Origin of the sequence: Nocardioides luteus (genome assembly GCF_000960475.2) — a bacterium.
Taxonomy (GTDB): Bacteria; Actinomycetota; Actinomycetes; order Propionibacteriales; family Nocardioidaceae; genus Nocardioides; species Nocardioides luteus_A.
In genome coordinates this window covers 60,445-84,207 of sequence record NZ_JZDQ02000027.1, presented here as the reverse complement: position 1 = coordinate 84,207, position 23,763 = coordinate 60,445, and the positions used below count along the sequence as shown (strand labels likewise).

Here is a 23,763-nt window from a genome sequence, read left to right as displayed (position 1 = left end):
TTCATCCCACGGCCACGCCGCCGGGAGCCAGCACGTCCATGGTGGTCTGCTCGATCATCAGGGCGAGCGCCTCGGCGCCTTCCGCGGCCGTGGCGCCCGTCGGGTCGCCGAGGACGCCGTTGGCGGAGACCGCCGCGACCCCGCCGGCCCGCATCGCGGGGAGGATCTCGGCGAGTGGCCGGGTGTCGCCGGGCTCGGCCAGGTCCATGTGGACGGCCTCCGGGCGGAGGTGCAGCATCAGGGACGTCTCGGTGCGGCCCGCGTGCAGGTCGAACTCCTCGGTGCGGCACGGCAGCCAGCACGCCGACTGCCCCTCGAAGGCGAGCTGGTTGACCGCGCTGGTCAGCGCGGCCGCGTTGCCACCGTGGCCGTTGACCAGCACGACCCGCTCGGCCCAGGTGCGGGCCGAGCGGACCAGCTCGACCACGACCAGGTGGAGCGCATCGCTGCCGATCGACACGGTGCCGGCGAAGGACTGGTGCTCGCCGCTCGAGCCGATCGCTATCGGTGGCGCCACCCAGCTCTCGACACCCTGCTCCGCCAGCCGGTCGGCCACCCCCTGCGTGACCGCCGACGCGATGGTGGTGTCGGTGTCGAAGGGCAGGTGCGGCCCGTGCTGCTCCAGCGAGCCGACCGGCACCAGCAGGACCGTGCCCCGGCGCACCTGCGGCCAGGTGGCGTCACCCAGCGTGTACATGGAAGCCGTCCGGGACGATCAGGTGCTCCGGCCGCAGCTCGGTGACCGACCCGAGCGCGAGCCCGCGCAGCGCCGAGTCGATGCCGCCGCTGAGCACGTCGAGGACGTTCTCGACCCCGGCCTGACCGTTGGCGGCGAGTCCCCACAGGTAGGCGCGGCCGATCAGCACGGCCTTCGCCCCGAGCGCGAGCGCCTTGACGACGTCCGAGCCGCGGCGTACGCCTCCGTCCATCACCACGTCGACCTGGTCGCCGACGCGGTCGGCGATCGGCTTGACCATCCGGATCGCGGCCGGGGTGCCGTCCAGGTTGTTCCCGCCGTGGTTGGAGACCGAGATGCCCGCGACCCCGGCATCGACCGCGCGGAGCGCGTCGTCGACCCGGCACACGCCCTTGAGGACGAACGGGGTGCCGCTGATCTGCTGCCACTGCTCGCGCATCCAGGCGACGTCGTCCCAGGTCGGCGGCGGGGTGGTCATCCACTCGTAGTAGGCACCGAAGAACGTCGGCGCGCTCCCGCCCGGCGGGGCGAGGTTGGGCGCGGTCAGGTCCGGGAAGGAGCCCGTACGCCCGAACTGCCACGCCCACCGCGGCCGGGTCGCCACCTGCGGCGCCAGCCGCATCATCGTGCGCAGGTCGACCTTCTCCGGGATCTCGGGACTGCCCCAGTCGCGGCCCATCGAGAACGACCAGTCGAGGGTGGCGATCAGTCCCTGGGCGCCGGCGGCGTGCGCGCGCTGCATGCGCTGGACGATGGTGTCGCGGTCGCCGGTCCAGTACATCTGGAAGAACGTGGTCGCACCGGTCGCGGTGACGTCCTCCACCGACCGCGAGGCGAAGTTGGACAGCCCCATGATGGTGCCGCGGGCAGCGGCCGCCCGGGCGACCGCGACCTCGCCGTCGGGATCGACGGCCTGGACCCCGGTGGGGCTGATCAGGACCGGGAGCGGGACGGAGTGGCCGAAGACGGTCGTGCCGAGGTCACGCTTGGCGTGCTGCCCGACGACGTGAGGTGCCCAGCCGAGCTCGGCGAAGGCGGCCTGATTGTCGGTCATGCTCTGGCCGCGCTCGGAGCCGGCGACCAGGGCACCGTAGACCGGTTTCGGCAGCCTGCGGCGGGCACGTTCCTGAGCCACCGCCACCGACTCGAACCACGGGTTCTTCTTCCATGGGTTCTTCACGACAGGTCACCTCCGGCGAGCGGGTCCTCGTTGCAGGCGGAGACGGGGCGCCGCCTGGTGGCTCCGAGATTGAGCAGCACCGGTGCGTTGCGGCTGGCCTGGCTGCGGGAGTGGTCCTTGCTCGCCTGCGGGACGAGCCGGTCGCCGGCCAGCGCGGTCTCGCCGTAGCCCTGGACGCACTCGGGGTCCGGGCCGTCCAGCGGCAGTCCGGTGAAGAACTTGGCGGCCATGCAGCCACCGCGGCAGGCGTCGAAGTGCTGGCACTTCGTGCAGGCACCGCCGGTCTGCGGCGAGCGCAGCTCGGTGAACAGCGGCGACGACTGCCAGACCTCCTGGAAACCGCCCTCGCCGAGCAGGTTGCCGGCCAGGAACTGGTCGTGGATCGCGAACGGGCAGGCGTAGACGTCGCCGATCGGGTCGATCAGGCACACCACCCGTCCGGCGCCGCACAGGTTGAGGCCCGGGAGCGACTCGCCGTAGGCGGCGAGGTGGAAGAAGGAGTCCCCGGTGAGGACGTTGTCGCCGTGCGCCATCAGCCAGTCGTAGAGCTCACGCTGCTGCTCGGGAAGGGGGTGCAGCTCGTCCCAGACGTCGGCACCGCGACCCGAGGGGCGCAGCCGGGTGAGGCGCAGGGTGGCGCCGTACTCGTCGGCGATGGCCTTGAAGTCATCGAGCTGGCCGATGTTCTCCCGGGTGCAGACCACGGAGATCTTGGCGTCGGAGAAGCCGGCGTCGCGGAGGTTCGCCAGCGCCTTCAGCGCGGTGTCGTACGAACCCGCGCCGCGGACCCGGTCGTTGACCTCCGCCGTCGCGCCGTCCAGGGAGATCTGTACGTCGACATAGTCCGTCGAGGCCAGGAACGCGGCCCGCTCGGGGGTGATCCGGAAGCCGTTGGTGGAGAACTTCACGCCGACCTGGTGGTCGACGGCGTACTCCACGAGCTCCCAGAAGTCGGGGCGGATCGTCGGCTCCCCGCCGCCGATGTTCACGTAGAAGATCTGCATGCGCTGCAGCTCGTCGATGACGGCCTTGCACTGCTCGGTGCTGAGCTCGCGCGGGTCGCGCCGGCCCGAGCTCGACAGGCAATGGGCGCACTCGAGGTTGCAGGCGTACGTCAGCTCCCAGGTCAGGCAGATCGGGGCGTCGAGCCCGAACTCGAACTGCTCGACGAGGCTGCCGCCTTCGGGACGGGCCTGGGGAGTGCTGGGGCGTTCAGGTGCGATGGTCACACTGCCTCCTGGTGGCGGGGGCGGATCATGTCGGTCTCGGCGAGCGCGCGGAGCGCCGCTGCGTACGCGTCGTGCTGCTCCGGCGGGATGCCGGCCGCGTCGAGCGCGCTGCCGAGACGGGGGTGATGCTCGAGGAGCCGGACCACCTCGACCAGCTCCGGCCGCTTGAGGAAGGTCAGCTTCCGGTTGCCGAAGTGGTAGGCCAGCGCCCCGAAGGGCTCGGGACGCAGCGCCACCGAGGGCGAGAGTGTCCACGGCTCCTCGAGCATGCGATCGGGCATCAGTAGACGCCGCACATTCCGTCGATCGAGACCTCCTCGATGAGGTCCTCGGTGGCGACGTCGCTGGTGATGTCGACCGGGTTCGACTCGTTCTGGGGTTCCATCTGCTGCTCCTCTCACGTTGTGACCGTCCGCACATTAGTAACGGCGTGAGCGCAGCAACCTCCCCGATCGGAGAGTCTTGCGGGCAGGATCAGGGAGGTGTCGGTGCTCCCGATCGAGGCACCACGTTGAGCAGCGGGCGTCCGTCGGCGAAGCGCCGCAGCTGCTCCGCCACCAGCCGCTCGGCGCGCGGGTAGAAGGTCGCCGCACCGCCGCCGACGTGCGGGGTCACGATGGCACCGGCCGCCGACCACAGCGGATGGCCGGCGGGGAGCGGCTCGGGGTCGACGACGTCGAGCGCCGCCCGCAGCCTGCCGGTGGACAGCTCGGCGAGGAGCGCGCCGGTGTCGAGGGTGCGGCCGCGGCCGATGTTCACCACGAGCGCGCCGTCGGGCAGCAGCGCGAGCTGCTCGGCGCCGATCAGGCCGATCGTGCCGGGGTTCTCGGGGAGCGTCAGCACCACGATGTCGGCGGCGGGCAGCAACGCCGGCAGCTCGTCCACACCGTGAACGTCCCGACCAGGATCCGCCTTCGACGCGACCCTCACGACCTCGGCCTCGCACGCGAGCAGACGCCGTTCGAGGGCGGCACCGATCGATCCGTACCCGACGATCACCACCCGCGAGTCGGCCAGCGACCGGGTGTGCTCCGGCTGCCAGCGGCCGGCGTCCTGGTCGCGCACCCAGCGGGGCAGCTCCCGCTGGGCGGCGAGGATCAGGCCGAGCCCGTGCTCGGCGGCGCTGGCGTCGTGCAGGCCGCGCCCGTTGCAGAGCGTGACCTCGGGCCCGATGAGCGGGATGACCTTCTCCACCCCCGCACTCAGGCTCTGTACGGCACGGAGCGCAGGCATCCGCGGCAGCAGGTCGCGCCCGGCGCTGACCCCGTACGGCAGCACGTAGAACGCCACGTCGGAGAGGTCTGCCGGCGGGTCGCCGGTGCCATCGAAGACCTCCACCTGCAGGCCGTCGGGCCAGCCGCCCATCTGGTCCTCGAGGTGGGCCCATGGCACGAGTACGCGCATCGAGCTGTTTCCTTTCGTCGCTGTCATGGATCTCAGGCAAAGACCGAGCTGGTCGCGAGGAAGCGCTCCAGCCGCTCCCGGTCGGGCAGCCCGTCCTTGTCGCCGGCCGAGGTCGTGGCCAACGCACCGACGGCGGCGGCCCGCTCGAGCGCCTGGCCGATCTCCAGACCGTCCAGGTGGGCGCTGATCAGTCCGGCGGCGAACCCGTCTCCGGCGCCGACGGTATCCACCACCGCCACCTGGAACGCCGGGCGGCGGACGGTGCCCTCCGGGCCGAAGGCGACGGCTCCGTGGCAGCCGTTCTTCACGATCACGCGCGTGACACCCGCGGCAAGATAGTGCTCTGCGATGGACTCGGGGTCGCTGTGGCCGGTCAGCACCCGGCCCTCCTCGACCCCCGGGAGCACCCAGTCGGCGAGCGCCGCGACCTCGTTCACGACCGCGACCATCTCCTGCTCGCTCGCCCACAGCGACGGCCGCAGGTTCGGGTCGAACGACACGCTCGCGCCGCCCGCGCGAGCCGCGGCCACCGCCTGGAAGGCGAAGTCCCGCGCCGTCTCGGAGATCGCCAGCGGGATGCCGGTCAGGTGGAGGTGACGCGCGGAGGAGACGTACGCCGCCATCGGCTCGCTCCACGCCAGCCGGCTCCCCGCCGACCCGCGCCGGAAATAGACCACCTCCGGGTCGCCACCATCGGCCCGCGACTTCAGCTGGAAACCGGTTGGCGCAGAGTGGTCGATCTCGACCCGGGTGAGATCGACGCCGCAGCCGCGGAGCTCCTCCTCGACGAACAGGCCGAGCGGGTCGTCGCCCAGGCGTCCGACCCAGCCGGACCGATGGCCCAGCCGGGCCAGCCCGGTCGCCACGTTGGTCTCGGCCCCGGCGGTCGCCCGGACGAACGTCGCCGCCCGGTGCAGCGGCCCGCTCTCCTGGGCGACGAACATCGCCATCGCCTCACCGAAGGTGACCACATCGATGCCGCTCATGCCGCACCCCTCTCCGTACGCCGCTCCCGAACGCCCTCGACCACCGGATTGACCAGCTCCCCGATGCCGTCGACGCGGGCGGTGACCTGCTGTCCGGGCCGGATCGGCAGGCTCGCGCCGGGCGCGCCGGTCAGGATCACGTCGCCCGGTCCGAGCGGGAGGAAGCCGCTGACCCACGCCACCACCTCGGCGACGCCCCGGGCCAGCCGGTCAGTGCCGGCCGGCGGCGCGGCCGCGTCGCCGACCTCGAGACCGACGACCGCTCCGGCCGGGTCGAGATCCGTCTCGATCCAGGGGCCGAGCGGGGTGAACCCCCGCTGCCCCTTGGCCTGTGTCCACAGCGAGTCCTGGGCCTGCAGGTCGCGCGCGGTGACGTCGTTCGCGACGGTGTAACCGAGGATCGCGCCCGAGCCCCCGATCACGACCGCGAGCTCGGCCTCCGCGTGGACCAGGCCGAGGTCGGCCGAGACCGGCACCGGATCGCCGGGGCCGATCACGGACCGGGCCGGCTTGAGGAACGCCTGCGGCGGCAGCAGCCGGTCGCCCGGCCCGGTGTTGTGGGCCATCCCGACCACCGTGCGCGGCTCGACCGGGGCCAGCAGCCGGGCATCAGCGAAGCCCACCCTCGTGTCCAGGCACCGGATCTCGTCGGCGAACACGTCCTCGACGAGCCGGTAGCCGTCGGCCTCGACCACGGCATGGTCGATCCCGTCCGGATGCTCGATCCGGGCGATCCTCATCGAGCGGGCTCCGACGCCGGCTCCGCGGCCGGCGCCTTGACCAGCAGCATCACCACGGCGGCCAGCGCCAGGCAGCCCGCCATCAGCAGGAACGACGCGTCGGTGCTGCCGGTGGTGCCGTTCAGCCACCCCACCAGGTAGCTGCCCGCGAACCCGCCGAGCGCACCGAAGGAGTTGATCAGCGCGATCGCCGCGCCGGCCACGTTCCGCGGCAGGAACTCGGGGATCTGCGCGAAGTACGGACCGTAGGGCGCGTACATCGCGCCACCGGCGAGGGTGAGCAGGATGAACGAGAGCCAGAACTGGTCGGGACCGAGCAGGTAGGAGCCGTAGAACGCCACCGCACCGATCAGCAGCCACGGCCACACGAACCGGCCGCGCGTCCCGGCACGGTCGGAGGCGCGACTGTTGAGGACCATCAGCACGACCGCGAGGACGTACGGGATCGCGGAGATGAGCCCGGACATCCCGATGCCCTCACCCGAGGCGGCCTTCACGATCGAGGGCAGCCAGAAGACGAAACCGTAGACGCCGACGCTCCACAGGAAGTACTGCAGCGAGAGCAGGATGACGTTGCGCGACCGGAAGGCCTCGCCGTAGCCCTTGACCGGCGTCAGCGCCCGCTGCTCCTGGTCGATCTGCTCGACGACGGCGTCGCGCTCGGCGGGGTCGAGCCACGTCGCCTGCTGGGGGTGGTCGCTGACCATGGCCCGGAAGACGAACGCCCAGGCGACCGCGGGCAGGCCCTCGATGATGAACATCCACCGCCAGTCGGTCGCCTCGATGAGGAAGCCGGACACGACCGTCAGCCACAGCACGGTGACCGGGTTGCCGAGGATCAGGAAGGTGTTGGCACGGCCGCGCTCGCGGCTGGTGAACCAGTGGCTCAGGAAGATCACCATCGCCGGCAGCACCGCGGCCTCGACGACACCGATCAGGAAACGTACGACGATCAGGGCGGTCGCCGAGCTGAGCAGCCCCTGCACCGAGGCGAGCACACCCCAGGCGAGGAGGCTCCAGAAGATCAGCGACCGTACGCTGCGGCGCTCGGCGTAAATCGCGCCCGGGATCTGGAAGGCGAAGTAGCCGAGGAAGAACGCCGCGCCGATCAGCGCGGAGACCGCGGGCGTGATCTCGAGCTCCTCGGCCATCCCGCCGGCGATGCCGATGGAGAAGTTGGAGCGATCGAGGTAGGCGAGGCTGTAGGTGATGAAGACGATCGGCAGCAGGCGCGCCCAGCGCTGCGTGCCGATCGTCGCGCCGGAATCGGCGCGGAGGTCGGAGGTGGTCATGGGGGGTCCTTTCGCTCCACACTCCCGCGTGGCGGAAGTCACTTTCACCATGCGAGTGTGGCGGCCACCACATCAGCCCGTCAACGAGTTCCTTCCATGTTTCAGATATCGCTTCCACGATATGGAAGAATGGCGGCCATGGACGACACGACCGACGCCGAGACCAAGCGCGACATGGTCGGCAAGGCACTGCTCCTGCTGGACCACCTCAGCGCCTATCCCTCGGGCGTCCCGCTCTCCACGCTCAGCCGCGAGACCGGCTTCCCGCTCAGCACCTGCCACCGGCTGGCGGCTGCGCTGATCCGCGACGGCTTCGCGACCTTCGACGAGGACAGCAAGCGCTACTCCCTCGGGCTCAAGGTCTTCTCCCTGGCCCAGTACGTCGCCCACCGGCGCGGCTTCGCCGGCTCGGCGCTGCCCGCGCTGGAGGAGCTCACCGAGCAGACGCGCGAGACCTCACTGATGTCGGTCCGCTCGGCCCACAACCAGCTCTACGTCCACCACGTCCAGGGACCTCAGCAGGTCAGCGTGATCGGCACCCCCGGCGCACTCGGGCCGCTGCACTGCACGTCGATGGGCAAGGTGCTGGTGGCGTTCGCCCCCGACGCCGAGCGGAAGGGTCTCGTCGACGACCTGGACCTGATCGCGAAGACGCCCCACACGATCTCCGACCGCGCCGCGTTCGCAGAGATGATCGACCAGGTGCGCGAGCAGCAGTACGCCGTCGCCGACGAGGAGCACGAGATCGGCATCCGCGCGCTCGGCGTCCCCGTCCTCGACCCCGACGGCCACGCCGTCGCCGCCGTCTCGATCGCCGCGCCGTCCTACCGGATGGAGATGGCCCGGATGATCGAGCTGCTCCCTCATCTCCAGGCAGCCGCGCAGCGGCTCGCGATCGTGCTGCCGATCACCTCGCGGCGTACGCGATGATCTGCTGACCGATCTCGGTGAGGCGGTCGTCCTCGACGACGAGATCCCAGCCGTGTCCCACCTCGGCGGGCACGAAGGTCGAGGAGGTGGCCTGCGCCAAGGCCTGGGCGGCGGCCGCCTCGTCGGCACCGTCGGTGTCCTCGGAGATGGCGACCAGGCCCGGCGTCCGGATCCTGCCGGCGACCGAGGCCAGCTCCACGTCGGCCCAGGTCGACGGCCCCGACAGGTCCACCCAGCCGTCGACGTCCACGCCGGCGGCGGCGGCCCGCACCGTCTGGCTGCCTCCCATCGAGGCCCCGACGAGCACGACCGGCACCCCCGGCCACTGCTTCTCGACCTCGGCCAGCGCGGCCCGCACCTGCGGAACCGGGTCGTCGAGGTCCTCGATGGAGCAGCGGGCGGCGGCGTAGCCGCACTGGTCGTAGGACAGACCGGCGACGCCCTGCAGGGCCGCCAGGATCGCGAAGTCACCCCAGCCGCAGCGGTCACCGTCGGTCTGGTGCAGCATCACCAGCACCGCCGACGGCCGCGTGCCCACCGGCGGCGAGAAGCGGATGGCCGGCAGCGTGAGCTTCGGACCGGTGACCTGCATCGGCTCCACCGAGGCATCGGTCTTCGGCAGGAAGCAACCACCGAGCTCGCCCTTGATGTACGGACCTTTCGAGGGCAGGACCGGCCCCGACTGCGCCGTCGAGTCCGCCGAGGCCGCGCTGCTCTCCCCGTCCGCTGCCTCGCCGTTCCCGGCATCGCTCTCCGCCCCGCAGCCGACCAGCAGCATGCTCGCGACCGCCGCGCAGGCCGCTGCCCGCTTCACTCTCTTCATATGTCAATATTGACATATGCCAGCTCCCGGTGCAGCCACTTCCAACCTCGGCTTCGCGATCCTCGGCCTGCTGGCCAGACGGGAGAGCACGGGCTATGAGGTCGCGCAGCGGATGCGGCAGCCGATCGGCTACTTCTGGACGGCTCGCCACTCGCAGATCTACCCGGAGCTGAACCGTCTCGAGGCCGCCGGGCTGGTCGAGCACGAGGTCATCGACGGCGCCGGTCCGCGGCCGACGAAGCGCTACCGGATCACCGGTGCGGGTCGGGAGGCGCTCGCGGCCTGGGTCGTCGGCGACCTCGAGCCGCAGCCCGTCCGCGACCTGGAGGTCCTCCGCCTCTGGTCCGTCTGGGCCGTCGACCCCGCCGCGGCCGACGACCTGGTCGGCCGGCTGGAAGCGACCCACCGGAGCGCCCTCAACCGCTATCTCGCGGAGCTGGCCGAGATCGCCGAGGACCCGGGGACCCGTGATCCCTCGAACCCGCTGTTCGCCAGCCGGATCACGCTCGAGGGCGGCATCCGGTCGCAGCGTACGGCCTTGGAGTGGTGTGCCTGGATGCGCGCGGAGCTAGCGTCCGCCGAGCGGCACGGGTAGCCGCGCGCATCCCGGCCACGCTCAGGCCGAGACCGTACGCAGCGCGATGATCGCCACCGAGACCACCGCGAACACGGCCGCCGGAGCGATCTGGGTGTCCCGCACACGGACGTGCGCGATGACGGCGCCGAGGAAGTACAGCAACGTGCCGACCGCGGCCGCGACCCCGAGCGGCCACCAGAACAGGCCGATGATCAGACCGGCCGCGCCGGCGATCTCGAGCAGCGCCAGGATCGGCACGATCCGGGTGGCGCCGACCTTCTCCAGCGTCTCGGCCTGGGCGGGGTTGTGGGTCAGCTTGCCGTACGCCGAGAACAGCAGCAGCAGCGCGAACAGGATGCTCAGGACGAGCGTGGCGATGAACATGGTGGTCTCCTAGATGATCCGGACTGATGTCTCCGGTATAGAAGCGGAGAGTAGTCCCCGGTATTCCCGCGCCCGTCGTAGGCTGGCGCCATGGGGTGCCCGAAGGATGACGACGAACGACCGGACCGACCCCGGGCTCGACCCCGTCGGCCGGCGCGGGCCGAGCGCCGCGACAGCATCCGCAACCGCGAGCGGATCGTCGCGGCGGCCCAGGCCGTCTTCCAGCGCGACGGGATCCACGCGCCGCTCGACCACATCGCTGCCGAGGCCAGCGTCGGCTCCGGCACCCTCTACCGCCACTTCCCCGACCGCCTCGAGCTCTGGACGTCGGTCCTCACCGAACCCCTGCAGGCCCATCTCGCCACCGCCCAAGCGGCGTTGGCCGCCGACGACCCGTGGGACGGCCTGGTCGCCTATCTCACCGCCAGCTGCGAGCTCGAGGCCGCCGCCTCCGGCTACGTGAACCTGATGTCCACCCACTTCGAGGGCGGCTCCGAGCTCGCCGTCCTGCGTACGGAGATCCAGCAGGCCGTCGAGGCCGTGGTCCGCCGCGCGGTCGACGCCGGCGTGGTCCGCTCCGACATGGTCCCCGAGGACCTGCTCTTCGTCGTCCTCTCCCACAGCAAGGTCGTCGAGGTGACCGGAGCCGCCGCCCCCCAGGCCTGGCGGCGCAACCTGGCCTTCTACCTCGACGCGTTCCGCCCCGAGGGTGCCCACCCGATCGACGTACCGCCGCTCACCCCGCGCCAGGTCCTGCTCAGCCTGCTGGTCCCGAGCGCCCGGTCACGGCGTCGCGGCCGGGCGACCTGAGGACCGCGGCAGGAGGAACCGCTCCAGCAGGCGGCGCTCCTGCGCCTCGTCGTCGCCGGGCTCGCTGAGGAACGACAGGATGATGCGCAGGACCCAGTCGGCGAGATCGGGATCGTCGTCGTCGGCCGCGAGGAAGGCCTGGGCGGAACCTCGGATGATCGGGGAGTCGCGGAGCACCTCGCGCAGGAGGGTGCTGTCACCGGCGTACCAGGCGGCGAGGTGGGGCCGCTCGCGGACGGCGGCGAGGCAGGCCAGGACGGCCTCGACCACGCGCCGCCGCTGGTCAGAGACGTCAGCCACGGCCTGACCGACCTGCTTGGTGATCTGCCGCGCCTCGCGGTGGGCGAAGGCGTGGATCAGGGCCTGCCGGTTCTCGAAGTAGCGATACAGCGTCGCCCGCGAGCAGCCGGCCGCGCGGGCGACCTCGTCCATGCCGGGCCCGTCGACACCGCGCTCCACGAAGAGCGCGCCGGCGGCGTCGAGGATCCGCTCGGCGGCCATCTCCATCCGCTCGGCCTCCAGCCAACTCATCCGGTCACCTCGACGTGGAGGCTGACGGGCCTGCGTACGTAGCTCCCCGGCGCCCACTCGAGGGAGTCGTGGTCGACGGTGAAGGACGGCATCCGGGTGAGTATCTCGGTGAGGGTCACCCGGCCCATCATCCGGGCGGCGGCAGCGCCCAGGCAGTGGTGCGCGCCGTGGGCGAACGTCAGGATCTGCCGAGGGTTCCGGGTGACGTCGAGCTCCTCGGCGTCGGCACCGAAGACGCGCGGGTCGCGGTTGGCCGCGGCGTAGCAGAGCAGGACCTTCGCGCCCGCGGGGATCGTGACGTCGTGGAGCGTGACGTCACGGGTCGTGGTGCGGGCGAGGCCCTGGACGGGCGAGGTGAGCCGCAGCAGCTCCTCGACCGCGGCCGGGACGTCCTGCAACGCCAGCTCACGCTGGTCGGTCCGGTCCGCCAGCAGCGGCAGGCCACCACCCAGCAGCCCGGTCGTGGTGTCGTTGCCGCCGGCGACCATGGTGAAGGCGAAGGCGAGCACCCGCAGCAGACCGGCGTCGTCGTCGGCCTCGCCGGCGGCGACGAGGTGGGAGACGGTGTCGTCGCCGGGCTCGCGGCGGCGTCGCTCGATCAGCTCGGCGAAGTAGCCCATGAGCTCGGCGGCGGCACCGGCTCCGATGCTCTCGTCCTGGGCCGCGTTGGCCGCGACGATCGCCTCGGTCCAGACGTCGAAGCGCCCCCAGTCCTCCTCGGGAACGCCGAGATAGTGCGCCACGACCATGCTCGGCAGCGGCTTGAACAGCTCGGCGACGATGTCACCGCCGCCGGCCGCCCGGATCGCATCGATGCGCTCGACGACGAACCGGGTGACCCGAGGCGTCACGTCCTCGACCTGCTTGGGCGTGAACCCACGGTTCACCAGCTTCCGGAAGGCGGTGTGGGTCGGCGGATCGGTCATCACCATCGGCGGGTTGTCGGCCATGCCGAGCTGCCCGAGCTCGTCATGAGCCGTGGTCAGGCCCCCGGCCGAGCTGAACGTCTCGTGGTCGCGCACCGCCGCGAAGACGTCGTCGTGCCTGGTAAGGACCCAGTAGTCACCCCTCGCGACGTGATGGACCGGGTCCTGCTCGCGCAGCGCGGCGTACATCGGCCACGGGTCGGCCCAGGACGGCCCGGTCGGAGGGACGTACGCGGTGACCCTGTGAGACACATCGCTTATCATGTCTCACAGAATCAACACACTGCGTTAGTTTGTCAAGGGTTGGGTTCCGGCGAGCGCGACGCCGTGGCGCTCCGTGACCGACAGGATCGCCGCCATCGAGTCCGCCGGCGGCAGGTCCGCACGGACGGAGGTGGAGAAGTCGGCGAAGAAGCGTCCGGCGCGGTCGCCGGTGACGATCGCGAGGAAGCGCGCCGAGTCGCCGACGACCTCGAAGGTGGCCGGGACGCCGGCGGGGAAGACGACCAGCCCGCCCGGCTCCACGTCGTACGGTGTGCCGTCGACGTACGCCGTGGCCCTGCCCTCGAGCAGGTACAGCACCCCGCTCCACGGTGAGACGTGCGGGGGCGCCATCGGCGCGGCCGGGGCGGTCACCTCGAAGACCTCGAAAGCCCCGAGGTCGTCCTTGACGGCGGCCTTCGCGACGTGGTCGCCATCGATCATCGGGTAGTGCCGGCCCTCGCCGGGCCGTACGTAGGTGGTGCTCATGACTCCTCCTTCGGTCGGGTGCGTCTCAGCATCCGCCGCAGGAGCGGGCGCGGTGCGAGTAGCGCGCTACTCGACTCCGAGGACGTCGGTCAGCGCCGACCGCTCGGAGACGCCGAGCTTGTGACCGGCCCGGTAGAGGTGCCCCTCGACGGTCCGCACCGACAGCGTCAGCCGGGCGGCGATGTCCTTGTTCGAGAGGCCCCGAGCGGCCAGCGCGGCGATCTCGCGCTCGCGGACGGTCAGCGGCAGCGGCCGGGCCGCGAGCTCGAGCGCCGGCGTGCGGGCGCCCGACCTCTCGGCCAGCTTCTCGGCGATCGCCGCCGCGGTCAGCGCCGATCCCTGCCGTCCCGCGCGGCGCCGCACGTCGGCGGCCTGCGCAGCCGCATCGCCCGCGGCGACGAGATCGCCGAGTCGGTCCCAGGCGCTCGCCACCTGGAGCAGCGCGTCACCGTCCTCAGCGGCCCACGCCCTGGCATGGGCCAGCGCCACCTCGGCCCGCGGGCCGATCCCGGCGAGCGAGGCCAGGCGGCGGGTCGCCGTCGCGGTCGCACCGCCGAGCTGCACCGCGGTCTGCCAGGCGAGGACCTCGTACGCCGGCGAGCCCGCCTCCCGAGCCAGCTCGGCCGCCGCGACCGCGTGCCCGACCGCCTCGGTCGTCGCTCCCTCCGCGGCCGCACCCCACGCTCGCGCGAGGAGATCGTCGGGCAGGTAGAGCCGGTACGCCGGATGGTGCCCGGCAGCGACGCCGGCCAGGAGGGGAGCGGCCTCCGCCGGTCGACCGGCCTGGGCCAGGGCGGTGGCGAGCAACGTACGGCACCGGAAGCCGAACTCGTGGCCCGATCCCTCGAACCCCGCCCATGCCTCCCGCAACGGGACCAGCGCGTCGCGTACGCAGCCACCGGCGAGTGCGGCATGACCTGCGACGACGAGGCCCATCAGCCGGGCCGGCCCGGGCAGGTCGGCGGACGCCGCGCGCATGCGCCGGGCGAGATCGGCGCCCCTGTTCGGGGTGCCGGCGAGGCGGTGGCCGAGGACCTGGAAGTCGGCGAGCCCGAAGCCGGGGATGACGGTCGGCACCCGGTCGGCGGTCAGCCCGCCGACGACCGCGGCCTCGTCGAGGAGCCCGTGCGCGCCGGTGACGGCGGCCACCGCGGAGGCGGCGCTGGCGACCAGGATGCCGGCCAGGTCGTCGGGAAGGTCGCCGCGCAGCAGCTGTGGTGCGCGATCGAGGACGGCTGCGAGCTCGCCGTCGGCCACGTCGAGGACGAGCGACATCGCAGCGACGTGGGCCGGGGCGGCGCCGGTGGCCTCGGCGGCGGCCAGCGCCTGGCGGGCCTCCGCGGGGCGGCCCATCGTGAAGAGCAGGTTGCCGGCGCGGTGCAGCTGCACCAGCGCGAGCAGCCCGGGGTCCGGCGCGCGGGCGGCGACGTCCAGGTGGATCGCCTCGGCCTCCTCACCGCGGCTGAGCCAGGAGAGCGCGGCGGCGTGCACCACCCGCGCGGCCAGGTCGCCGGTGCCGGCCGCCGCACGGGCCAGCCGCTCGGCCAGAGGCAGGTCGTACATCCGGGTCGCCGCCTCCGCGGCCCGCAGGAACAGCTCCGGCTCCGGTGGCAGGTCGGAGTCGAGGGTGAGCACGGCGCGGGGGATCGGGTCCGGCTCGGGGTCGAGGGTCTGCGCCACCCGGCCGCGGAGGCGGCGGGCGCGCAGGGTGCCCATCGCGGCGCGGCGTACCTCGCCGTAGAGGGGGTGCGCGAGCCGCGCGACCACCCCGTCGGTACGCACCAGCCCGCGGCTCTCCGCCTCCTCGAGATCCTCCACCGAGGTCAGCGCGGAGAGCGTCGGGACGGCCACCGGCTCGGCCAGGGCGACCACGTCGACGACGTCGCGCACCCCGGCCGGGAGGTCCCCGATCTCACGCTCCAGCAGGCTCGCGAGCTCCGGCGAGATCGCCGGCTCGCTGGTCCAGCGCCAGATCCCGGACGCCGCGGTGAACCGTCCCGCCCCCACCTCCCCGGCCAGCAGGTGCCGCAGGAAGAGCGGGCTGCCCTCGGTCATCGTCCAGAGCCGGTGCGCGGAGGCGGTGTCGACCGGACCGCCGAGCACCCGGGCGATCAGCCGGGTGCTCTCCTCGGCATCCAGCGGGGCCAGGTCCAGGCGCGGAAGATGGTCGTCCTTCCACAGCGAGGTGACGACGTCGGGCGCGGTCTCCCCGGTACGCAGCGTGATCAGCACCGGGGCCAGCCGCCGGGCCACCACCCGGTGCACCACGATCGCCGAGTGCTCGTCGAGCAGGTGGGCGTCGTCGACCGCCAGCACGAGCGGCAGCTGCCGGGCGAGCTCGTCCAGCGCCCGCCCGATCGTCTCGGCCGCCTCGCCGGGAGGTACGTCGAGCAGCCCGGCGAACGCGCCCAGCGGGAACGGGCGGGCGGCCGTGCTGCCCTGGGCGAGCACGACGGTCTTCCCGCGGCGTACGGAATCCGCCAGGGCCTCGCGGGCGAGCCGGGTCTTCCCCACCCCGGCCGGACCCGCAACGATGACGCCCGCCGCACCGGGCCGGATCGCCGTCGCCACCCTGCGCAGCTCGTCGTCCCGCCCGGTCAGCGGCCACGGCCGCTCCATGGCGTCAGGCTAGCGACCCGGTTCCCCGCGCGCATCACTCAAAATGCGGCACCGGGGCGCTCCGCCACCCCCTGCGCAGCGGAGCGCCGTACCGGCTCCTCTAGGAGGCGCGCCCGACGCGGGCCGCTTCGTGCACGTCCAGCACACCGATGTGCTGCTCGGACTCCAGCAGCCCCTCGTCACTGGGACTCTCGCCCTTGTCGAAGACCCGCTCGCGCTGCTTGGCCCGCAGGTCAGGGTGCGCCGCGCTCGGGATGTCGAAGCCGAAGTGGGCCTGGGCCTCACGCACCTCCCACACCTTGTCGCTCAACGGCGGGATGCGGAGGATGGCCGGCGCCGCGACCGGCGTGGCCTGCGGCGCGAGCAGGCCGAAGAGGGCGAGCCGGGCGTTGAGCGAGCGGAAGAGGAGGGCGTGGAGGAGCTTGTTCGGGATCCGCACCGCGGCGTCGAGGAGCGGCCCCTGGCGGAGGTTGGCCATCTCGCGCATGTAACGGGGATAGGTCGAGATGACCCCCTTGCTCATCACCCACATCGCGGGCGCGAGGAGCGCCTTCTGCCAGGCCGGCATACCCGGGGGAAGCGCGACCTTCAGCGGGATGATGAAGTGGATCATGTCCTGCGCCGCCTCGGACGCGGCCAGGTGCGGACGCCAGTCCTCGAAGTACCGGTGCACCTCCTCACGGCTGGCCGGCACCGTGCTGGGGTCGATCGTCTGCAGCTTGGCGATCTCGCGGCACTCGGCCCAGAACTGGTTCTCCTCGTCCTCGGAGAGGCGGCCGGGGCCGAACATCTCGTAGCACTTGAGGATCGAGTGCCACGCCGTCATGTGGATCCACAGCTGCGAGGACGGCTTGTTGGCGTCGTACTCACCGCCCGTCACCGGGTCGTGGCCGATCGCCTTCGAGTGCACCTTGACCAGCACGTCGGCGGCCCGGCAGGTCTGCTCGGCGCCGGCGAAGAGCTGCATCGCGAAGTAGCGCAGCGTGCGGCCGTAGCGGGTCGAGGGCCGGTACTTCACGCCGCCGGACTGGACGACGGCGGCGGCGAGGTTCGGGTCGAAGTGCTCGATCGTGACCGAACGAGCGAAACCCAGGACGTACGAGGTCGGATGGCCCCACACCTTCCAGGCGACCGAGTCGGGGCCGAGGAACCCGTAGTCGGCCATGGGCTCGTACTGCTTCATCAGCTGCTTACGCGTCCGGACGCCGAACACCATCGTTCTCCTCCTCTTTGCTACACCACTGTAGGTTCAGCGTAATCTACACCTCTGTAATATTGTGTGCACGTGACGCCCGACACACCTCCACGGCCGAAGCGTCGCTACGCGCGCCGGCTTCCGGTCGAGCAGCGCCGCGAGCACCTCTTGGACGCCGCGCTGCGGGTGATCGCGCGCGACGGCTACGAGTCGGTCTCCATCGAGGCGATCGCCCAGGAGGCCGGGGTCACCCGGCCGGTCGTCTACAGCGCCTACGACGGCCTCGAGCCGCTCCTGCACGCCCTGCTCGACCGCACCCAGCGCCGCGCCCTCGCCTCCGCCCTCCGCCTGATGCCGCAGCCCGGGGGCGACCAGGACGTCGCCGAGTGGGCCCTCGAGGCGTACGCCGCCCTGCTGGACATCGTGCGCAAGGAGCCCGACGTCTGGCGCCCCGTGCTCGGCCTGACCCGCAACGCGCCCGCCGTCGTACGCGACCGCATCGACGCCACCCGGGACCTGATCCGCGGCTACCTCGCCGACGCCTTCCAGGAGGGTCTCGAGCGACGACATGCCAGCGCACATGACAGCAAGGAGGTCGATGTCGACCTCCTTGCCCACCTGACGCTGGTCACCGCCGAGGAGTTCGCCCGGCTGACCCTCGAGGACCCGGATCGCTACGACAAGGACCGCCTGCTGGCGACCATCGAGACCCTGCTGTCCTCGTTCACCGATCGCTAGAACGGCTAGAACGGCTCGATCGCGAAGCGCCCCCATGCGATGAACACCATCGCCGCTAGGAACACCAGGTCGCCGACGAGCTCCTTGTACTCCCCGCGCCGGATCCGCTCGGTGACCGCCCCCGCCATGTAGAGCGCCATGCACGACGCCGCGACCGGCACCAGGATCGGCGCCACACCCACCAGCCCGGGGAGGACGAGCCCGACCCCACCGAGGACTTCCGCCACGCCCATGAATCTCACGGTGCCGGGGGTGAAGTCCTCGGCCCAGCCCGTCTTCGCGGCGTACTTCTCGTAGGGCATCGTCTGCTTGAGGATGCCGCCGACGATGTAGCCGAACGCGAATACGCCGGCCACGATCCACAGCGCGATGTTCATGATGTCTCCACCTGTTCGATTGGTTCCGATGTTCACTCCCTCAGACGGAACACGGGCTCGATCTGTGACACCACCGATCGCGGCGGGCATCGGCAGCAGGCCTCGCATGCTCGACGCGGTCGCCGGGTACCACGTCAGACAGTCGATCGAGGAGTTCGAAGTCTGATGCCTGCCAAGGATGAGCTTCCTTCCACGTTGCAGCGTTCGACACGGAAGGCCCAGGAGACCTGGTCGGAGGCGCACGACTCGGCCGTGGAGCAGTACGGCGAGGGCGAGCGTGCTCACCGCACGGCGTACGCCGCGCTCAAGCACGGCTTCGAGAAGGTCGGTGACCACTGGGAGAGCAAGCGGCACAGAGGTCCTTCCGATCGCCAGGCGGCGAAGTCGGGCTCCGCGGCTCGTCGAGGCGGTGAGACGGCCGGCGGTGTCGACGCGAACGCGTCGAAGAGCCACCTCTACGGCGTCGCCAAGCGGCTCGACATCCGCGGGCGATCCACGATGACCAAGGACGAGCTCGTCGAGGCGATCCGGAAGGCGAACGACAAGCGCACAAGGAAGGCGCGTTCCTGAGGAGGAGACCATCATGGGCTCGAAGTCCCACACCACCACCGACCACGACGAGATCCGTACGTGGGTCGAGCAGCGCGACGGCACGCCGGCCACCGTCGCCGACACCGGGAACGGCGCGGAGCCAGGCGTGCTCCGGATCGACTTCCCCGGCGGTGCCGGAGAGGACCGCCTCGAGCACATCGCATGGGAGGACTGGTTCGCGAAGTTCGACAAGGAGAACCTGTCGTTCCTCTACCAGGAGGAGAAGGCCGACGGCGAGGACAGCACCTTCTTCAAGCTGATCAACCGCTAGTCGTGAAGGACGCGGTGACGTCCGAGGTGACCGTGGTCGTGATGACCAGGAACCGCTGGCCGGACCTGCGCCGCTCGCTGCCCCGGCACCCCGCACCGGTGATCCTCGTCGACAACTGTTCCTCCGACGGCACCGCGGCACTGGTACGCCGCCACTTCCCGGACATCGAGGTCGTGGAGCTCGCCGCCAACGCGGGCGCGGCGGCGCGAAACGTCGGTGTGCGGCGAGCCCGGACGCCGTACGTGGCGTTCGCCGACGACGACTCCTGGTGGGCGCCCGGTTCTCTCGAATCAGCTGCCGCACTCTTCCGATCCCACCCTCGGCTGGGCCTGGTGGCGGGCCGCGTTCTGGTGGGCGAGGCCGAGACGCCCGATCCGCTGTGTACGTCGATGGCGACCAGTCCGTTGGGGACGGACGCCGACCTTCCGGGGCCGTCGGTGCTGGGGTTCCTGGCCTGCGGTGCCGTGGTGCGCCGGGACGCCTTCCTCGAGGCCGACGGCTTCGACACCGTGGTCTTCTTCATGGGCGAGGAGGACCGGCTCGCCCTCGATCTGGCCTCGCGGGGCTGGGGACTGAGCTACGTCGACTCGCTGGTCGCCTGTCACCACCCGTCCCCGGCGCGCGACGCCACGGCTCGCCGGGCGCTCGACGCGCGCAACAAGCTGCTGACCGCGGTGATGCGGCGCCCGTGGTCCGTGGTGATGGGCGAGGTCACTCGGCTCTATAGCAGTGACCGCGCCGGGCGGATCGCCCTGCGCCACGCACTGCCCCGGCTGCCCCACGCTCTGGCCCGTCGGCGCCGACTGCCGGCAAGGGTCGAGGCCGCTCGCCGGCTGCTCGAGACAAATGAGGAGCCCTGGGGATAGCGCGCCGAGTCGAGCCCAGCAGGCGGCGCTCCATGCGCGCGGTGTTCGTCACCCATGGGCCGGGCCCGATGGGCAGACAGCAGTGCTGATCCGCTCAAGGGCCGAGGGCGTCCCGGATGGCCGCGCGGGTGGTGATGCCGAGCTTCGGGAAGATCCGGTAGAGATGGCCGCTGACCGTGCGCGGGGACAAGTAGAGACGGGCCGCGATCTCCTTGTTGGTCAGGCCGGATGCGGCGAGCCTGGCGATCTGGAGCTCCTGCGCAGTGAGGACCGACGCCGCGCGTGAAACGGGCACCGCGGCGAGACCGGCTGCACGGAGCTCGCGCTCGGCCCGCGCCGCCCACGGTGCGGCACCGAGCGTCCGGAACGCGGCGAGCGCCTCCTGGAGCTGGACCTTGGCCTCGGCGATCGCACGCGCGCGCCGCAGATGCTCGCCGTAGAGCAACCGGACCCGGGCGACGTCGAACGGCCACTGCTCGGCCCCCGGCGAGGCCAGGGCCTGCTCGAAGTACGTCCGAGCCTCATCGCCCGCCGCCACCAAGCCCGCCGACGCGGCCACCAGGATCGCCAGCCTGGGCGAGAGCTCGGACACCTTCGCCTCGCGCAGGGCGCGCACGTGCCGCTCGGCATCGACCCGGCGATCGGTGCGCACCGCGGCCTCGACGAGATCCATCGCGACCCACAGACAGTGCGGAAGGTGCGAGGCGAGCGTCCCGGCCGGGCTCATCGCGCAGGCGTGCCGATAGGCGCTCTCGAAGTCGGCGTCGGCGAGGGCTGCCAGGATCAGCGCATGTTGAGCGTAGGTCCGGGCGACGCCGACATCGCGCGGACCGGCCCAGCCGATCATCTGCTCGGCCAGCTCCCGGCTCTCCTCGACCCTGCCCCGGACCGCGGCGAGCAGAGCCTGGTGGTAGCGGAAGTAGAAGGCGAAGAACCGGCCGGCCCGGTGCTCGGTCAGCTGCAGCCCTTCTTCGGCGAGCTCGGCGGCCTCCTGCCACTGCCCGCGGTGGAAGTCGTCGACACAGAGGTCCATCAGCGCGACCAGCTGTCTTCTGGCCGGCCCGCCCTCGCGCCCCTGGACGACATGTCGCCAGAGCCCGTCGCGGGCCTGGGCCAGCCGGTCGACGTACATCGCGGCGCCGGCGAGGTTCTGCACCTTCTCGGTGTCGGTGTCATGGCGTACGGCAAGCAGTTCTGCCTCCAGCCGCGGTAGCGCCGCCAACCCGGTCCGCACCGGGTCTGCGAACAGGTCGACCACCAGGCGCAGCAGGGCAGGCGGGCCCTCGGTGAGCCGGTCGAGGGCGTCGTACAGCTCCGTCCACAGCTCCTCCCGACCACCCAGGAAGCTGAGTAGCGCCAGCGTCCAGAGCGCGTTGACGATCTCCGGATCGCCGGCGTCGTGGCGCTGGGGGTTGCCCTCGATGGCGCGCGCCAGCAGGTGGTGGATGGTGCCGAGATGGCCGTCGTCGTCGAGCATGACCAGGGCGGACGCGGAGGCGTAGTGCAGGGAGGCCTGCGCGCTGCTGCTGGCCCGTCGGCTGTCGGCGAGCAGCTCCGCCACGCTCCTGGTCTCGCCCATCGCCTCCGCCCCGATGAATGCGGCGGTGGCCAGGCGGCGGCTGCGCTCCGCCGCCTCCGGGCTCAGGTCGGCCGACCGAATGAGCAGGGCCACCGTGGCCTGGTGGTCGCCGCGGGCCAGGATGTGCTGCGCGGCCTCCTCCAGAGCGATGGCGACCTGCTCGTCGGGCACCACCGTCGCTTCCCCGAGATGCCAGGCCCGCCGCTCCGGCTGGTCGAGCAGAACTGCGGCCAGCCTCGCATGCGTGGCGCGACGCTCGGAGGCGGTGGCCGCCTCGACCACCGCCGAGCGGATCAGCGGATGGCGGAACCTGAGCCGGTGGTCGTGGACCTCGACCAGGCGGTCCCGCTCGGCCGGAGCGACGTCGTCGGCATCGAATCCCGCGGCCTCCAGCACGCCGAGATCGCCGGTGCCCTCGAGAGCGGCCGCGAGCAGCAGCCGTCGGGTCGCTTCCTGCAGGATCAGCACCCGCGAGGCGAAGGACCGGTTCAGTCGCTCGCCGAGCGGGAGCACGGCGGGCAGGCGCTCGGCCGCGCTTCGCTGGGAGTCGGTCAGGGATCGGGGCAGCTCGAGGAGGGCCAGCGGATTGCCGTTCGCCGTGCGCAGGATTCGGTCCTTGACGATCGCGTCGATACCGGCGAAGTGTTCGGAGACGAGGCGATCCGCGGCCTCCTCGGTCAGCGGCTTCAGCTCATGGGCCGGCAGCCCGGCCCGATCGAAGTAGCCCTGGTCCTCGCCGCTGCGCCCCGCAGCGAGCATCCCCGCCCGGCTGCCGGCCAGCCGACGCGCCACGAAGCTGAACACGCCGGCGCTGGCCCGGTCGATCCATTGCACGTCGTCGACGAGGAGTACGTGCGGCGAGCGCTCCGCAGTCGTACGCAGCAACACCGCCACCGCGTTGGAGACCAGCAGCCGGTTGGGCGGTGGCCCGTCGCAGAACCCGAGGGCCACCTCCAACGCCATCCGCTGGTCCTTGCCGAGATCCTCGAACCGGCCGGCCAACGGGTAGAGCGCCTGGTTCAGGGCGGCGTAGCTCAGCTGGCGCTCCTGCTCGGTGCCCTCGACGCGAAGGACGACCGCACCGGCGTCGCGTGCATATCCGGCTGCCGCGTCGAGGAGGGCGGTCTTGCCGACGCCCGGGTCGCCGGAGAGCAGCAGCGCTCCTCCGTCCACGATCGCCTCGCGGATGAACGACTCGAGGATCAGGAGCTCCTGGGCGCGGCCGATCAGCCGCTGCACCGGCCGATCACGCATCGTCACCCCCGTACGCGATCAGCTCCTCGACCGCGTTCGGAGTCTATCGAGCGCGACGACTCGATCACCGCGATCGAGTCAGATGACTCATCCGCGCAGGGGCCCGCCACAGCCAGAGTGATCGAGCGAGCAACTCCAACCGAGAGGAGCAGTCATGCCTTACATCACCGTTGCCAAGGAGAACTCGGCCGACATCGACCTCTACTACGAGGACCACGGAGACCCGGACGGCCAGGCCGTCGTACTGATCCACGGCTATCCCCTGGACGGACACTCCTGGGAGCAGCAGTCCAGAGTGCTGCTGGCCGCCGGCTACCGGGTGATCACCTACGACCGGCGAGGGTTCGGCAGGTCGAGCCAACCGACCATCGGCTACGACTACGACACCTTCGCCAACGACCTCGACGTCCTGCTCGACGTACTGCGGCTCCGGGACGTGATCCTCGTCGGATTCTCTATGGGCACCGGCGAGGTCGCGCGCTACCTGGGCCGGTACGGCAGCGAGAACGTACGCAAGGTCGCCTTCCTGGCCCCGCTCGAACCGTTCCTGCTGCAGACCGAGAACAACCCCACGGGTCTGCCCCAGTCGGTCTTCGACGAGATCGCGGCCGCAGCCACCGCGGACCGCTACGCCTACTTCACCACGTTCTACGAGAACTTCTACAACCTCGACGATTTCCTCGGCAGCAGGATCAGCGAGGAGGCGGTGCGCAACAGCTGGAACGTCGCCGCCGGCGCCTCGTGGCACGCGTCGGTCGCGTGCGTGGCGACCTGGCACGAGGACTTCCGGGCCGACATCGCGATGATCGACGTACCGGCCCTGATCCTGCAGGGGACCGCCGACCGGATCCTGCCCATCGAGGCGACCGGCCGCCCCTTCGCCGAGGCCCTCCCGAACGCCACTTTCGTCGAGATCGACGGCGCGCCGCACGGCTTGCTGTGGACCCACGCCGAGGAGGTCAACAAGGCACTCCTGGCATTCCTCGCGGACTCCTGATCGAAAGGAAGAAACAC

The 23,763-nt window shown here is 71.6% G+C and carries 26 protein-coding genes; 8 read left to right on the top strand and 18 right to left on the bottom strand.

Features of this window, described 5'->3' with window-relative positions; genetic code table 11:
- Position 1: 1 nt before the first annotated feature.
- The 9 genes from mftE to UG56_RS18795 form a co-directional block, all read right to left on the bottom strand.
- On the bottom strand, positions 2 to 697 hold the full coding sequence (gene mftE / locus UG56_RS18835) for a mycofactocin biosynthesis peptidyl-dipeptidase MftE (protein ID WP_045551837.1): 696 nt from the start codon (positions 695 to 697) through the stop codon (positions 2 to 4).
- The gene (gene mftD / locus UG56_RS18830; RefSeq protein ID WP_045551838.1) at positions 681 to 1,877 is read right to left on the bottom strand and encodes a pre-mycofactocin synthase MftD; all 1,197 of its coding nucleotides are present in this window, start codon (positions 1,875 to 1,877) and stop codon (positions 681 to 683) included. The genes mftE and mftD overlap by 17 nt, the downstream gene beginning before the upstream one ends.
- The gene (mftC, locus tag UG56_RS18825) at positions 1,874 to 3,106 is read right to left on the bottom strand and encodes a mycofactocin radical SAM maturase (protein WP_045551839.1); all 1,233 of its coding nucleotides are present in this window, start codon (positions 3,104 to 3,106) and stop codon (positions 1,874 to 1,876) included. The genes mftD and mftC overlap by 4 nt, the downstream gene beginning before the upstream one ends.
- Complete coding sequence (gene mftB, locus UG56_RS18820; protein ID WP_008355688.1) at positions 3,103 to 3,387, bottom strand: mycofactocin biosynthesis chaperone MftB; 285 nt, start codon at positions 3,385 to 3,387, stop codon at positions 3,103 to 3,105. The genes mftC and mftB overlap by 4 nt, the downstream gene beginning before the upstream one ends.
- Positions 3,387 to 3,491 carry a mycofactocin precursor MftA gene (gene mftA, locus UG56_RS18815; RefSeq protein ID WP_071327192.1) on the bottom strand — a complete coding sequence of 35 codons (105 nt, stop codon included), beginning with the start codon at positions 3,489 to 3,491 and terminating at the stop codon, positions 3,387 to 3,389. Before mftA ends, mftB begins: the two co-directional genes overlap by 1 nt.
- Positions 3,492 to 3,580: 89 nt before the next feature.
- Positions 3,581 to 4,537, bottom strand: coding sequence for a 2-hydroxyacid dehydrogenase (locus tag UG56_RS18810; RefSeq protein WP_071327191.1), 957 nt, complete (start codon positions 4,535 to 4,537; stop codon positions 3,581 to 3,583).
- 5 nt (positions 4,538 to 4,542) lie between these two features.
- Positions 4,543 to 5,496 carry a sugar kinase gene (locus UG56_RS18805; protein WP_045551289.1) on the bottom strand — a complete coding sequence of 318 codons (954 nt, stop codon included), beginning with the start codon at positions 5,494 to 5,496 and terminating at the stop codon, positions 4,543 to 4,545.
- Complete coding sequence (locus UG56_RS18800) at positions 5,493 to 6,236, bottom strand: fumarylacetoacetate hydrolase family protein (protein WP_045551290.1); 744 nt, start codon at positions 6,234 to 6,236, stop codon at positions 5,493 to 5,495. The genes UG56_RS18805 and UG56_RS18800 overlap by 4 nt, the downstream gene beginning before the upstream one ends.
- The gene (locus tag UG56_RS18795) at positions 6,233 to 7,528 is read right to left on the bottom strand and encodes an MFS transporter (RefSeq protein ID WP_045551291.1); all 1,296 of its coding nucleotides are present in this window, start codon (positions 7,526 to 7,528) and stop codon (positions 6,233 to 6,235) included. The genes UG56_RS18800 and UG56_RS18795 overlap by 4 nt, the downstream gene beginning before the upstream one ends.
- Positions 7,529 to 7,666: 138 nt before the next feature.
- On the opposite strand from UG56_RS18795, the gene UG56_RS18790 reads away from it, so the two are divergent.
- Positions 7,667 to 8,458, top strand: a complete 792-nt coding sequence (locus tag UG56_RS18790) for an IclR family transcriptional regulator (RefSeq protein WP_045551301.1) — start codon at positions 7,667 to 7,669, stop codon at positions 8,456 to 8,458.
- On the opposite strand, the gene UG56_RS18785 is transcribed toward UG56_RS18790, so the two are convergent.
- Positions 8,436 to 9,281 (bottom strand): alpha/beta hydrolase, encoded by an 846-nt coding sequence (locus UG56_RS18785; RefSeq protein WP_084101284.1) that lies wholly within the window; start codon positions 9,279 to 9,281, stop codon positions 8,436 to 8,438. The two genes, UG56_RS18790 and UG56_RS18785, sit on opposite strands and share 23 nt — an antisense overlap.
- Before the next feature lie 16 nt (positions 9,282 to 9,297).
- Between UG56_RS18785 and UG56_RS18780 the strand changes: the two genes are divergently transcribed.
- The gene (locus UG56_RS18780; protein WP_045551293.1) at positions 9,298 to 9,876 is read left to right on the top strand and encodes a PadR family transcriptional regulator; all 579 of its coding nucleotides are present in this window, start codon (positions 9,298 to 9,300) and stop codon (positions 9,874 to 9,876) included.
- Between the two features lie 21 nt (positions 9,877 to 9,897).
- On the opposite strand, the gene UG56_RS18775 is transcribed toward UG56_RS18780, so the two are convergent.
- A complete protein-coding gene (locus UG56_RS18775; RefSeq protein WP_045551294.1) occupies positions 9,898 to 10,242 on the bottom strand; it encodes a DoxX family protein in 345 nt (114 codons plus the stop codon).
- A 90-nt stretch (positions 10,243 to 10,332) separates the two neighbouring features.
- On the opposite strand from UG56_RS18775, the gene UG56_RS18770 reads away from it, so the two are divergent.
- A complete protein-coding gene (locus tag UG56_RS18770; RefSeq protein ID WP_045551295.1) occupies positions 10,333 to 11,052 on the top strand; it encodes a TetR/AcrR family transcriptional regulator in 720 nt (239 codons plus the stop codon).
- Here the strand turns inward: UG56_RS18770 and UG56_RS18765 are convergent.
- From UG56_RS18765 to UG56_RS18745, 5 genes are all read right to left on the bottom strand, one after another.
- A complete protein-coding gene (locus tag UG56_RS18765; protein ID WP_045551296.1) occupies positions 11,026 to 11,583 on the bottom strand; it encodes a TetR/AcrR family transcriptional regulator in 558 nt (185 codons plus the stop codon). The two genes, UG56_RS18770 and UG56_RS18765, sit on opposite strands and share 27 nt — an antisense overlap.
- Positions 11,580 to 12,761, bottom strand: coding sequence for a cytochrome P450 (locus UG56_RS18760; RefSeq protein WP_305728741.1), 1,182 nt, complete (start codon positions 12,759 to 12,761; stop codon positions 11,580 to 11,582). Before UG56_RS18760 ends, UG56_RS18765 begins: the two co-directional genes overlap by 4 nt.
- A gap of 36 nt (positions 12,762 to 12,797) precedes the next feature.
- A complete protein-coding gene (locus UG56_RS18755) occupies positions 12,798 to 13,259 on the bottom strand; it encodes a cupin domain-containing protein (protein ID WP_045551298.1) in 462 nt (153 codons plus the stop codon).
- A gap of 66 nt (positions 13,260 to 13,325) precedes the next feature.
- Positions 13,326 to 15,878 (bottom strand): helix-turn-helix transcriptional regulator, encoded by a 2,553-nt coding sequence (locus UG56_RS18750; RefSeq protein ID WP_071327190.1) that lies wholly within the window; start codon positions 15,876 to 15,878, stop codon positions 13,326 to 13,328.
- Between the two features lie 100 nt (positions 15,879 to 15,978).
- A complete protein-coding gene (locus UG56_RS18745; RefSeq protein ID WP_045550779.1) occupies positions 15,979 to 17,094 on the bottom strand; it encodes an oxygenase MpaB family protein in 1,116 nt (371 codons plus the stop codon).
- Positions 17,095 to 17,163: 69 nt separating this feature from the next.
- Here UG56_RS18745 and UG56_RS18740 point away from each other — a divergent pair, with 69 nt between their 5' ends.
- On the top strand, positions 17,164 to 17,811 hold the full coding sequence (locus UG56_RS18740) for a TetR/AcrR family transcriptional regulator (RefSeq protein WP_045550780.1): 648 nt from the start codon (positions 17,164 to 17,166) through the stop codon (positions 17,809 to 17,811).
- A 5-nt stretch (positions 17,812 to 17,816) separates the two neighbouring features.
- Here UG56_RS18740 and UG56_RS18735 read toward each other — a convergent pair whose 3' ends face one another.
- Positions 17,817 to 18,188 carry a DoxX family protein gene (locus UG56_RS18735; RefSeq protein ID WP_045550781.1) on the bottom strand — a complete coding sequence of 124 codons (372 nt, stop codon included), beginning with the start codon at positions 18,186 to 18,188 and terminating at the stop codon, positions 17,817 to 17,819.
- A gap of 165 nt (positions 18,189 to 18,353) precedes the next feature.
- Here UG56_RS18735 and UG56_RS18730 point away from each other — a divergent pair, with 165 nt between their 5' ends.
- From UG56_RS18730 to UG56_RS18720, 3 genes are read left to right on the top strand one after another with little or no spacing between them, the layout of a single operon-like run.
- Positions 18,354 to 18,758 carry a ChaB family protein gene (locus UG56_RS18730; RefSeq protein ID WP_045550782.1) on the top strand — a complete coding sequence of 135 codons (405 nt, stop codon included), beginning with the start codon at positions 18,354 to 18,356 and terminating at the stop codon, positions 18,756 to 18,758.
- A gap of 13 nt (positions 18,759 to 18,771) precedes the next feature.
- The gene (locus UG56_RS18725; RefSeq protein WP_045550783.1) at positions 18,772 to 19,050 is read left to right on the top strand and encodes a hypothetical protein; all 279 of its coding nucleotides are present in this window, start codon (positions 18,772 to 18,774) and stop codon (positions 19,048 to 19,050) included.
- 14 nt (positions 19,051 to 19,064) lie between these two features.
- On the top strand, positions 19,065 to 19,916 hold the full coding sequence (locus UG56_RS18720) for a glycosyltransferase family 2 protein (protein WP_218145246.1): 852 nt from the start codon (positions 19,065 to 19,067) through the stop codon (positions 19,914 to 19,916).
- A 94-nt stretch (positions 19,917 to 20,010) separates the two neighbouring features.
- Here the strand turns inward: UG56_RS18720 and UG56_RS18715 are convergent, their stop codons facing one another.
- Positions 20,011 to 22,749, bottom strand: a complete 2,739-nt coding sequence (locus UG56_RS18715; protein WP_045550790.1) for an ATP-binding protein — start codon at positions 22,747 to 22,749, stop codon at positions 20,011 to 20,013.
- A 154-nt stretch (positions 22,750 to 22,903) separates the two neighbouring features.
- Here UG56_RS18715 and UG56_RS18710 point away from each other — a divergent pair, with 154 nt between their 5' ends.
- Positions 22,904 to 23,746 carry an alpha/beta fold hydrolase gene (locus UG56_RS18710; RefSeq protein WP_045550784.1) on the top strand — a complete coding sequence of 281 codons (843 nt, stop codon included), beginning with the start codon at positions 22,904 to 22,906 and terminating at the stop codon, positions 23,744 to 23,746.
- The last annotated feature ends 17 nt before the right edge of the window (positions 23,747 to 23,763 follow it).

Excerpts from the sequence above, each read along its gene's own strand:
- mftE (WP_045551837.1), bottom strand. The coding sequence starts at position 697 with ATGTACACGCTGGGTGACGCCACCTGGCCGCAGGTGCGCCGGGGCACG.
- mftB (WP_008355688.1), bottom strand. The coding sequence starts at position 3,387 with ATGCCCGATCGCATGCTCGAGGAGCCGTGGACACTCTCGCCCTCGGTG.
- mftA (WP_071327192.1), bottom strand. The coding sequence starts at position 3,491 with ATGGAACCCCAGAACGAGTCGAACCCGGTCGACATCACCAGCGACGTC.
- UG56_RS18810 (WP_071327191.1), bottom strand. The coding sequence starts at position 4,537 with ATGACAGCGACGAAAGGAAACAGCTCGATGCGCGTACTCGTGCCATGG.
- UG56_RS18805 (WP_045551289.1), bottom strand. The coding sequence starts at position 5,496 with ATGAGCGGCATCGATGTGGTCACCTTCGGTGAGGCGATGGCGATGTTC.
- UG56_RS18800 (WP_045551290.1), bottom strand. The coding sequence starts at position 6,236 with ATGAGGATCGCCCGGATCGAGCATCCGGACGGGATCGACCATGCCGTG.
- UG56_RS18795 (WP_045551291.1), bottom strand. The coding sequence starts at position 7,528 with ATGACCACCTCCGACCTCCGCGCCGATTCCGGCGCGACGATCGGCACG.
- UG56_RS18790 (WP_045551301.1), top strand. The coding sequence starts at position 7,667 with ATGGACGACACGACCGACGCCGAGACCAAGCGCGACATGGTCGGCAAG.
- UG56_RS18785 (WP_084101284.1), bottom strand. The coding sequence starts at position 9,281 with ATGAAGAGAGTGAAGCGGGCAGCGGCCTGCGCGGCGGTCGCGAGCATG.
- UG56_RS18780 (WP_045551293.1), top strand. The coding sequence starts at position 9,298 with ATGCCAGCTCCCGGTGCAGCCACTTCCAACCTCGGCTTCGCGATCCTC.
- UG56_RS18775 (WP_045551294.1), bottom strand. The coding sequence starts at position 10,242 with ATGTTCATCGCCACGCTCGTCCTGAGCATCCTGTTCGCGCTGCTGCTG.
- UG56_RS18770 (WP_045551295.1), top strand. The coding sequence starts at position 10,333 with ATGGGGTGCCCGAAGGATGACGACGAACGACCGGACCGACCCCGGGCT.
- UG56_RS18765 (WP_045551296.1), bottom strand. The coding sequence starts at position 11,583 with ATGAGTTGGCTGGAGGCCGAGCGGATGGAGATGGCCGCCGAGCGGATC.
- UG56_RS18755 (WP_045551298.1), bottom strand. The coding sequence starts at position 13,259 with ATGAGCACCACCTACGTACGGCCCGGCGAGGGCCGGCACTACCCGATG.
- UG56_RS18750 (WP_071327190.1), bottom strand. The coding sequence starts at position 15,878 with ATGGAGCGGCCGTGGCCGCTGACCGGGCGGGACGACGAGCTGCGCAGG.
- UG56_RS18745 (WP_045550779.1), bottom strand. The coding sequence starts at position 17,094 with ATGGTGTTCGGCGTCCGGACGCGTAAGCAGCTGATGAAGCAGTACGAG.
- UG56_RS18735 (WP_045550781.1), bottom strand. The coding sequence starts at position 18,188 with ATGAACATCGCGCTGTGGATCGTGGCCGGCGTATTCGCGTTCGGCTAC.
- UG56_RS18730 (WP_045550782.1), top strand. The coding sequence starts at position 18,354 with ATGCCTGCCAAGGATGAGCTTCCTTCCACGTTGCAGCGTTCGACACGG.
- UG56_RS18725 (WP_045550783.1), top strand. The coding sequence starts at position 18,772 with ATGGGCTCGAAGTCCCACACCACCACCGACCACGACGAGATCCGTACG.
- UG56_RS18715 (WP_045550790.1), bottom strand. The coding sequence starts at position 22,749 with ATGCGTGATCGGCCGGTGCAGCGGCTGATCGGCCGCGCCCAGGAGCTC.
- UG56_RS18710 (WP_045550784.1), top strand. The coding sequence starts at position 22,904 with ATGCCTTACATCACCGTTGCCAAGGAGAACTCGGCCGACATCGACCTC.